Here is an 8,710-nt window from a genome sequence, read left to right as displayed (position 1 = left end):
TAATTAATCATGTACATATCGTAAAAAAGCCCGACAAAGCGGGCTTTTAAAAACAGCAGATATTTGTACGTATGGCATTGTGTGCCTGCGCACAATTACGCAATGATAACGGTTATGCTAAAGCGGCCAATACAACCAAGCCCACACAGCTAAAAAGCCCAGCCACCGATACCCAGCGGGGAATAAAACGATCGTGCTTACTAACGCGCAGAGCAGCCAGGTTGGTAATGCCGTAATACACCAATACCGTAAACGCACTCAGGGTCCAGGCGCCTTCTATTTCGGTTAGCAAAGCAATCACGGCCATCATGCTAAAGGTTAGCCATGTTGCAGCAGGCGCAGATTTGCTGCTGGCATCCAGTTTTGCCAGCCCTTTGGGTAAATCACCTCTGCGCCCCATCGCCAGTATCACGCGAGACACGCCCAGCACTAAGTTTAGCACCACGCCACACATAGCCACTACGCCGCCTGTTACGATTACCCAAGCCCAGCTAGCATCAGCAACCAAATCGCTAATATTAAACGTAGCCTGATTAAATACCGCGGCGTTATAAACATGCAAAATTGCCATACCTATTACTATGTACAACGCGCTTACCAAAGTGAGTGTAAGCCATACCGCACGCGGAATGTTCCTGCGAGGATCTACAATTTCCTCTCCCATGGTGGCAATGCGGCCATAGCCGGTAAATGCCACAAACATCAGTGCAGCTGCATGGAAAACCGACAAGCCGCCCGATTGATTGTTGGTCCATTGGTGATGACTTGCTGGCATGGAGAAAGCAATGCCAATAAACACAAATAGCCCAGTGAGGCTAATGGCTACCAGTATTACGTTAAGCCAGTTAGTGCGGCGCACACCCGACAACACAAACAGGGTGAACAAAAGCAGCAGCATCAGTGCGATTACTTTTACCACCGCAGCTGACATGCCCAAATAACTGTTAAGGTATTGTGCTACAGCCAAAGCAGCCGTAGCGGCCGAAGCACTTTTTGCTACTACAAACAACCCGCCGGCAATTTTGCCGCTTAGCGGATTAAGAAACCGGTATCCGTATTCGTAAGTACCACCGCTAACCGGGTGGGCCGAAGCAAGCTGCGCTGAAGACAAGCCATTGCACAGTGCTGTGATAGCGGCAATTGCCACCGCCCATACCAGCCAATTACCCGCAATTGAGGCACTTAATCCCACGCTTACGTAAGCGCCGGTTCCCAATATCGATCCCAGGCCAATTATTACCGCACCGCCCAGGTGAGTGCTTCTTACTAACTGGTTGTTCATTGTTATTCTTTTACGTTTTAGCCTTAGTAATTACAATGCCTTACCATTGTGTGTGCTGGTATTAGCAGTTATCGATTCTAAAGTATTCACGGTAACTATGAAGGCCCTGCGAATGAAATTTTTTGTATTCTGAGTCGCAATGAAGTTTTGACTGTGAATAGCGGTGATTGAAGAAAGTAAGCGCATTGGTTTTGTATTACGTGCTCATGCTTAGCAAGCTAATGCTTTTTTGAGGTTTGATGTTTGATGCTTGATGCTTGATGTTTGATGTTTGATGTTAATTCACATTAGCAGCTTTTGCTGATTTAAAGTTATAAAAAAGCCCGGAAAACCGGGCTTTTAGAAGTAGAAGCTAATAAGCTTTTACCCTTGGAAAGGATTACGCTTAGTGTGACCGCCCTGTTCGTCTGGTACGCTACCAGAGAAACCCTGCGTTAACTCAGCCAGACTACCCGCTTTATCAAGCTTAGGCTGTGCATAAACCTTTTTATTTTGTTCCGTAACAACTACCTGTTGTGATGTCATTATAGTTACTCCCTTACTTAGCGCGACGAGTAGCACGCAGTGCTAACAAACCAAACGCTACCAACAATAAGCCAGCAGGAGCAGGTACTTCACCCTGTGCCATTGCGTCGGTATCTGTCATGAATGCTAAACCAGTACCAGCAGCAACAAATGCAGAAATATCCAGCGTACCGTACAGCTCGTCTTCAACCAGACTGCCGTAACTTACTGTTGCCTGAGGATCAGAACTTACGAATTCACGACCAGCACCTGAGCCATTTGCAGAAGCATCACCGAAAGCGGTGTCAAATACAAAGCCTTCGCTCAGAATATCAAGTGTGATACCAACAACGTCAAACGGACCGTTGAAGAAACTGAACAAACCATAATAGGTGTTTGATACCGAGTCGTACTCACCAAATGAATCACCGTCGAGAATCAAAGCCCAATCAGAAGCACCAAACGCACCGCCAGCGGTGGCTGATATTGCTTGCCAAATAGCAGACTCGCTCGATCCATTAGCAAATTCAACAGTAACAGAAATGCCAACCATATCTGCACCGGTAACACCCTGAACATATGACGCATTAGCCTGGAAAGAGGCAAACAGAGCCATAGTCATTGCGATAATATATTTTCTCATTTTAGACGTCCTTAAAATGAAAGTGAAAAAGAGTACTGCTACTTCCACTTATAGCAATGCAAAGATTATACCTATCCTAGTAGTTATTTTAGTTACTTGTTTTTATTAATAAAAATTTGATCGCTTTGGATCAATGCTGATCAGAAGTTTTCAGATTGTAAAATAAACCGACACACAAACACCGTGTTATCAATGATTTGCTATTTTTACTATTTTGCAGCGCAAAAAGAAAAACCCGGGTATCTCTACCCGGGTTTCTGCGATGAAATAGGCTTTTAACGATTAGCCTTGGAACGGATTGCGCTTGGTGTGACCACCCTGTTCGTCTGGAACGCTTCCAGAAAAACCTTGAGTCAGTTCTGCCAGGCTACCTGCCTTTTGTAACGCAGGCTTCGAGTATTCGCGCTTTTGAGCGTGCGCATTACGCTGTTCAATAGAAGTCATCGTTACATTCTCCATATTACTTAGATGATTTACGCGCTAAACGCATACCCATCAGAGCCAGTGCAATCATTGCAAAGCCTGCTGGGGCTGGTACTTCTTCAGAAACCTGGTCAGTATCAGTTAAGAAAGACTCAACAGAACCCGCAGCCACTACTACTTGAGAAGTACTTAACAGAGTCATGGTACCGAACAATTCGTCCATGTAGTTGTTTGAGTAAACAGCAAATACATTTGCATTAGAAGACACTAACTCACGGCCGTCACCTGATCCATTTGCAGATGCATCGAAGAATTCTGTATCGAATACAAAACCTGCAACCAGCGCGTTAAACGAAAGCGAAACCATGTCGAAATCGAAGAAGTTAGAAATTACAAACTCACCGAACAGTGTGTTAGTGCTTGAATCGTACTGACCAAATGAGTCGCCATCCAGCATAACAGCCCATGGTAACAGACCAGTGGCCGCACCAGCACCAGTAGTAAGGGCAGCCCATGTTACTGTTTCAGAAGAACCGTCGGCAAACGTAGCGGTAACTTCCATACCTGCCATGTCTTCACCGGTTACACCTTGAATGAATCCCGCATTCGCCTGACTGGCAAACAATGCTAACAATCCGGCAAAAATAAATTTTTTCATCGCGTCTGTCCTCAAAAATACTTGCAATCGCATTTCGATTGCTCTGTTTCCATAACTAATACAATGTTCATGCCAAAAATAAAAAACACATATAAAACAATAACAAAGAAATTAACTACAGGCTCATATACACTTCTGAGCCAGTTACTCAATATTCTTTGTAAAAATATCCGACACATTCACTGATTTATTAGCCGGATCCGATGTTTTATCGGTACTTACTGCAATTTATTGGCTTGGTGCGTAGTTTACTGTGCTTTTATTACGAATGGAAGGGCCTATACGAACCTTCTTTTATGTACTGTGGCTATATTTAATTGTTTGAATTTACGTATTTTTGTTAGAAAACTTGAGATACAAAACAGGGTTTGGCACTAAGCTTGTGCAAGTGCACAATTTTCAAGCAAGTGTTATTGGATCCCACATGATCCGATACAGCGATCGCCTGGCGATCCATTGTGAATACATTGCGTCTAAAACGAACACGGCTCAACTATACCCACAGGCTACCACTTTCGCGCCTTGCTTACTGCAGCCTTAACGGGCATAGTTGCTCTATACTCAGGATGACCCCTTATAAAGCATGACCGCGTTATTTGCCATGGTGGCGGCAGACCACCACGCTATATTAGATTTGTTTGATGAGGCCAGCCGCCATACTAACCTGGCGCTCAGCTGGCAGAATTCGCATTGTTTAGTAGGTAGTTATTGTTCTCGTGGCAGTGCCCGCGACCAGAGTTTATCGCAGTTTTCCCTGCCAAACGGCAATGTTATTGCCAGTGTCACTGCGCCGTTGTCGAACAGCGAACTAAGCAGCCAGTTCGATAAAAAACCAGCAGGGATCTCGAATGTGATCACCGGGCCACACACCGTATTTACGTGGCACAACACACATAAAAAGCTTTATGCCTCACGCGATGCGCTTAATCAGCATGTGTTGTACTACGGTAACGTAGATGGCGTAACGGTAATCAGTTCAGAGGCGTCTTTTATAGCTAAATTGATGCCCAAGCGGCCAACCTTAAATACCACCGCCCTTGCTTGCTGGTTAGCCGGGCAGCCCAATCCGGGGCTGTGTTTATATAACGAAATTCACACTCTCCCACTTGGGCAAAGCATTGAGGTGAGTCCGGCAGGAAAAATACATCAGCACTCATTCTGGGATATCGATCCGCATAACAAACTGATATTGGGCAGCGACAGCGAATACAGCGAAGCCTTTTTGGCGTTATTGCGCGGTTGTGTGAGCAGCCATATCCATCCTTCAGATTCGTTGGTAGTTAGCCAGATGAGCGGCGGCATGGACTCCACATCAATTACCGCGCTGGTAAACGAGTTACTAAAAAGTCCGCGCGCCTGCAGAGCACTGTCGCACTTGTACAGCCATTCCGCCAGTTGCGATGAATCTGCCAACATTAAAGCCATGTACGCCAGGCTCAATCTGGTTGATCCCATTCAGGTAACGGTTGATGCGGGCGCTCATCGGGACTTTTTATCGCTCTACCCTACCGACTTTGATTCGCCCGGTACCGTGCTGTCTCCCAGATATCACCAGGAGTGCGACTTAATAAAAGCCGCTGGCGGACACCGCTTACTTACCGGTAACGGCGGCGATGAAATGTGTTGGGGCCATGCCAGTGCTTATACAGAACGACTTCTGGCAGGCGAATTAAGCGTAATAGCGGAAGTGCTTAAAGCCTGCAAACAAACCGGTATGGCGCGTTGGCCGGTAGCCCGTTCGTTGTTTGTGAAACCGCTTATTCCCCAGTGGCTGTTAAACACTGCGTATAAATTAAAAGGCTACTCGCCGTCGAATATTCCGGCCTGGCTAACGCCTCAGGCCGCAAAGGCCGCAACCGATGCCAGCCAAATTGCTAATCCGTTTAACCAGCGCAAACAACCGGTTAACTATGCCCGCTATCACGCCATGAAAACCACCTCTACTTACAATTCTGTGCGGTCTTATCAAAAAGTGGGCTGGCAATACGGTATTAATGTTGCCCACCCGTTTTTTGATGCACGTATGGCAGAGTTCAGTTTTGCCTTACCGGGTAAACAATTGATTCGCGGCCCGTATCCTAAGTGGTTGTTGCGCAATGCCATGCAACATCATTTGCCCGAATCGGTGTGCTGGAACGTGAAAAAAGTGACTTTCGACAACCACTTTGGTCAGTTAGTAAAAGACAACGCAGAGCCACTGCGCGAGTTACTTAACGACACACGCCTGGCTGAACTGGGACTGGTAAATAATGCTCTACTGCTTAAAGCCTTCGACGCGGCAGTGAGTGGCAATGGAGTGAGTGTGCATGTGGATCTGCTTTACGCCATTTTAACTCAGCGCTGGATCCAGCAACACCACTGAGTAGATGTGTTGTTACGCAAATCCCGTGTGGCTCTAGCGTAAAGCAGCCAGAATTTGCTGGCTCTGCTCACCTGCCAGTTTGAGTTCGGTATAAGTACTGACTACTTCCGGACCGTCGTTAATCAGCTTTCCCTGGTGTGTTAACCAACAGTGCGCTTTTAGGCGGCTGTCTTGCTTTGCTACCCCAAAATGCAGTGTGGTTTCATAGCCATACTCAGCCAGCAATTGTTGTTGTACCACACAGCGGCGTAAACAGTTTATGCGAAATACATGATGGCGTGCGGCCATTTCGCTCAGTTGAATGGCTTTTTGCAATGTAAAAGGAAGTGAGCGCCCACTATTTCTATTAACGCTGTTAAATAAGCGTGTTTTCCACCAATGATAGGGTAAATACTGAATGCGGATATGCCAAATAGCAAACTGCCACCAACAGCGCACAAACCATTTTTTTTGCGCGCTATTGAGTGCCCAAAACTGAGAAAGAGACTTAAACACCGCTCGCTTCGGCAAGGTCTGCCTGAACTAAATCGGCCATTAACACATTAAAATCGGACTCGGCCTGCTGCGCACTCACATCGTAAATATCGGCGATATACTGCGCAATTTGCTTTGCTGATTTACCTTGTTGCAACTGTTCAAGCATGTCGGCGCCTACATTGTTAAGCGTGTAATACTCACCCGATTCTGGCTCTAACAACACCATTTCATCGGCAACTTTCTGTAATAACAATTCGGGCTTTAACTGATAGGCAGACATATTTTACTCCTGATAGTCGGACCTGATTGACTGACGCTGCAAGGTACCATTTTCCAGTTGGTACACCACATCAGCAACATCAGACAGTGTAGGATCGTGCGAGATCATGATAACGGTAAACTGCGCAAACAATCCATGAAATTCCTCTTTAAAACTCAAGCGTGCCTGCTCATCTAACATAGAGGTAGGTTCGTCCAGCAACAGTATTTTTGGCTTCATCAGCAGCGCTCTGGCTAATGCAATACGCTGGCGCTGGCCGCCAGACAGCCTTACACCGCCCTCGCCTACCTGGGTTTCGTAGCCTTGTGGTAAGCGCATAATAATGTTGTCGAGTCCGGCCTGACTGGCTGCCTTATACACATCGTCGGCAGCCGGGTTGGCAACGCCATAAGTGAGGTTTTCATAAATACTGCCGTTTAGCAGTAAAACATCCTGCGACACCAGACCAATAGCGTGTCGCAGCGAGGCGGTAGTGGCCTGTTGAATATTCTGGCCATCAATTAAAATTGCCCCTTTTGACGGCTGAAAGAAGCGCATTAGCAAATGCAGCATGGTAGTTTTACCACCACCGTTCTGGCCGTAAATCAGCATGTTTTGCCCGGCTTTAAGGTGAAACGACACGCCTTTTAATATGCAGCCACGCTGTGGAAACGCAAATTCAACGTTATCGAATACAATATCGCCCTGCGCTACGCTAATGGGTACACCATGCTCATCGCGGGGTTCACTTTCTAAATGATACACATGCAACAAGCGTTCAGACGCACCAATAACTTGCTGTAACTGCCCATACAATCCGGCCAGTGATCCCAACGGACGGGTAAACACAATGCCATACAGCAACAAACTAATCAGATCCGGAATACTCAGCGTGCCGGCATTAAATTTAAGCACGCTCATGATCACCACAATTAAAATACACAAAGAAGCCAGGAACTGAATTAGCGGCGACAGCAGGGCTTGCAAACGAAATTGTTGCGCCCGTAATGCCAGTATTTCCTTAGAGCGACGCTTGAATTTAGACGACTCCGACGCTTCTTTGTTAAATGCTTTTATAAGCGAGATGGCACCAATGTTTTCACTGGCCTGAGCAAGGGAGTCGGCCTGGCGCTGCACCAGCGCACGCGATATGGGCTGCATGCCCCGGCTCACCAGCTTTAAAATCACATAAATAATGGGTACTAAAAAGCAGATGAGCAAAGCAATGGTGGGTTCCAGCATGTACATCAGTACACCCGCGCCAATTAACACCAAAATGTTAGGAATAAGGTTAGTTAGCACACTGGAGGCAAAAAAACTCACTACCGCCAGGTCGTTGGTGAGCATCGACAGTACGTCACCGCGCTTGTTTTCCTGAAAATACTGGATGGGCAACACCTGAATATGGTCGTACAGGCGGCAACTAAGTTCTGCCATTAATCGCGCACCAACCAAATTAACATTGTAGGTAGACAAAAATCGAAGTGCGGCCTGCGCGGCAAATAACGCCACCCACAAATACAGGTATTTCAGGTGGTTATTATTCAGAATAGTTACTTCCTGAAGAAACGACTGAGACTGCTGACCCACTAAATAAGGCACAGTAAGGCTAACAGCGGTTTCGGTAACCATAAGCATTACCACCAGCGTGAAAGACCATTTGTAGGATTGAAAAACCTTTAAGCCGTAGTGCAGTCGCAGGCTATTGAACATGTGTACTTCCGTTATTGTTACCCGACACCTGGGCATCGTCCCCTGTTCTGTGTGGTGTTACTTTACAACACTCCCTATGCTGCGTCACCCCCGTCATCCCCGCGCAGGCGGGGATCTTGTTTGCACATCCCGGCCTGTTTGAGTAGGTCCCGGGTCAAGCCCGGGATGACAGGGGATCTTGTTTGGCATCGGCGCGTTGTTTGAGTAGATCCCGGGTCAAGCCCGGGATGACAGAATGGGAAGACATCCCCGCCCTTCTCCGTCACCCGCGCCCTTCCCCGTCATCCCCGCGCAGGCGGGGATCTCGTTTGGCATCGGCGCGTTGTTTGGGTAGGTCCCGGGTCGAGCCCGGGATGACGGTAAGGGAAGTCTTCCCCGCGCAGGCGGGG

At 47.2% G+C, this 8,710-nt stretch carries 9 protein-coding genes; 1 reads left to right on the top strand and 8 read right to left on the bottom strand.

Going from position 1 to position 8,710, the window contains the following annotated elements; genetic code table 11:
• Nucleotides 1-112: 112 nt before the first annotated feature.
• The 5 genes from ACLR2L_RS16550 to ACLR2L_RS16530 form a co-directional block, all read right to left on the bottom strand.
• Nucleotides 113-1,282: an APC family permease gene (locus ACLR2L_RS16550; RefSeq protein WP_413369651.1), complete on the bottom strand. Its 1,170-nt coding sequence runs from the start codon at nucleotides 1,280-1,282 to the stop codon at nucleotides 113-115.
• A gap of 363 nt (nucleotides 1,283-1,645) precedes the next feature.
• On the bottom strand, nucleotides 1,646-1,807 hold the full coding sequence (locus tag ACLR2L_RS16545) for a lasso RiPP family leader peptide-containing protein (RefSeq protein ID WP_140961535.1): 162 nt from the start codon (nucleotides 1,805-1,807) through the stop codon (nucleotides 1,646-1,648).
• A 13-nt stretch (nucleotides 1,808-1,820) separates the two neighbouring features.
• Nucleotides 1,821-2,429 (bottom strand): hypothetical protein, encoded by a 609-nt coding sequence (locus ACLR2L_RS16540; protein WP_413369649.1) that lies wholly within the window; start codon nucleotides 2,427-2,429, stop codon nucleotides 1,821-1,823.
• 282 nt (nucleotides 2,430-2,711) lie between these two features.
• Entirely contained in the window at nucleotides 2,712-2,873 is a 162-nt protein-coding gene (locus tag ACLR2L_RS16535) for a lasso RiPP family leader peptide-containing protein (protein WP_140961531.1), read from the bottom strand.
• A gap of 16 nt (nucleotides 2,874-2,889) precedes the next feature.
• A complete protein-coding gene (locus ACLR2L_RS16530) occupies nucleotides 2,890-3,510 on the bottom strand; it encodes a hypothetical protein (RefSeq protein WP_413369647.1) in 621 nt (206 codons plus the stop codon).
• 583 nt (nucleotides 3,511-4,093) lie between these two features.
• Here ACLR2L_RS16530 and ACLR2L_RS16525 point away from each other — a divergent pair.
• A complete protein-coding gene (locus ACLR2L_RS16525; protein WP_413369645.1) occupies nucleotides 4,094-5,872 on the top strand; it encodes a lasso peptide isopeptide bond-forming cyclase in 1,779 nt (592 codons plus the stop codon).
• Between the two features lie 33 nt (nucleotides 5,873-5,905).
• Here ACLR2L_RS16525 and ACLR2L_RS16520 read toward each other — a convergent pair whose 3' ends face one another.
• Genes ACLR2L_RS16520 through ACLR2L_RS16510 form a run of 3 tightly spaced genes read right to left on the bottom strand, consistent with a single transcriptional unit; the run spans nucleotide 5,906 to nucleotide 8,321 of the window.
• A complete protein-coding gene (locus ACLR2L_RS16520; RefSeq protein ID WP_413369643.1) occupies nucleotides 5,906-6,367 on the bottom strand; it encodes a lasso peptide biosynthesis B2 protein in 462 nt (153 codons plus the stop codon).
• Nucleotides 6,360-6,629 carry a PqqD family protein gene (locus ACLR2L_RS16515; protein WP_140961524.1) on the bottom strand — a complete coding sequence of 90 codons (270 nt, stop codon included), beginning with the start codon at nucleotides 6,627-6,629 and terminating at the stop codon, nucleotides 6,360-6,362. The genes ACLR2L_RS16520 and ACLR2L_RS16515 overlap by 8 nt, the downstream gene beginning before the upstream one ends.
• A 3-nt stretch (nucleotides 6,630-6,632) precedes the next feature.
• Nucleotides 6,633-8,321, bottom strand: a complete 1,689-nt coding sequence (locus ACLR2L_RS16510) for an ABC transporter ATP-binding protein (RefSeq protein WP_413369640.1) — start codon at nucleotides 8,319-8,321, stop codon at nucleotides 6,633-6,635.
• Nucleotides 8,322-8,710 lie beyond the last annotated feature (389 nt).

The sequence above is a fragment of the Alteromonas sp. AMM-1 genome (assembly GCF_047290655.1).
GTDB lineage: Bacteria > Pseudomonadota > Gammaproteobacteria > Enterobacterales > Alteromonadaceae > Alteromonas > Alteromonas mangrovi.
This window is presented reverse-complemented; position numbering and strand designations above follow the sequence as displayed.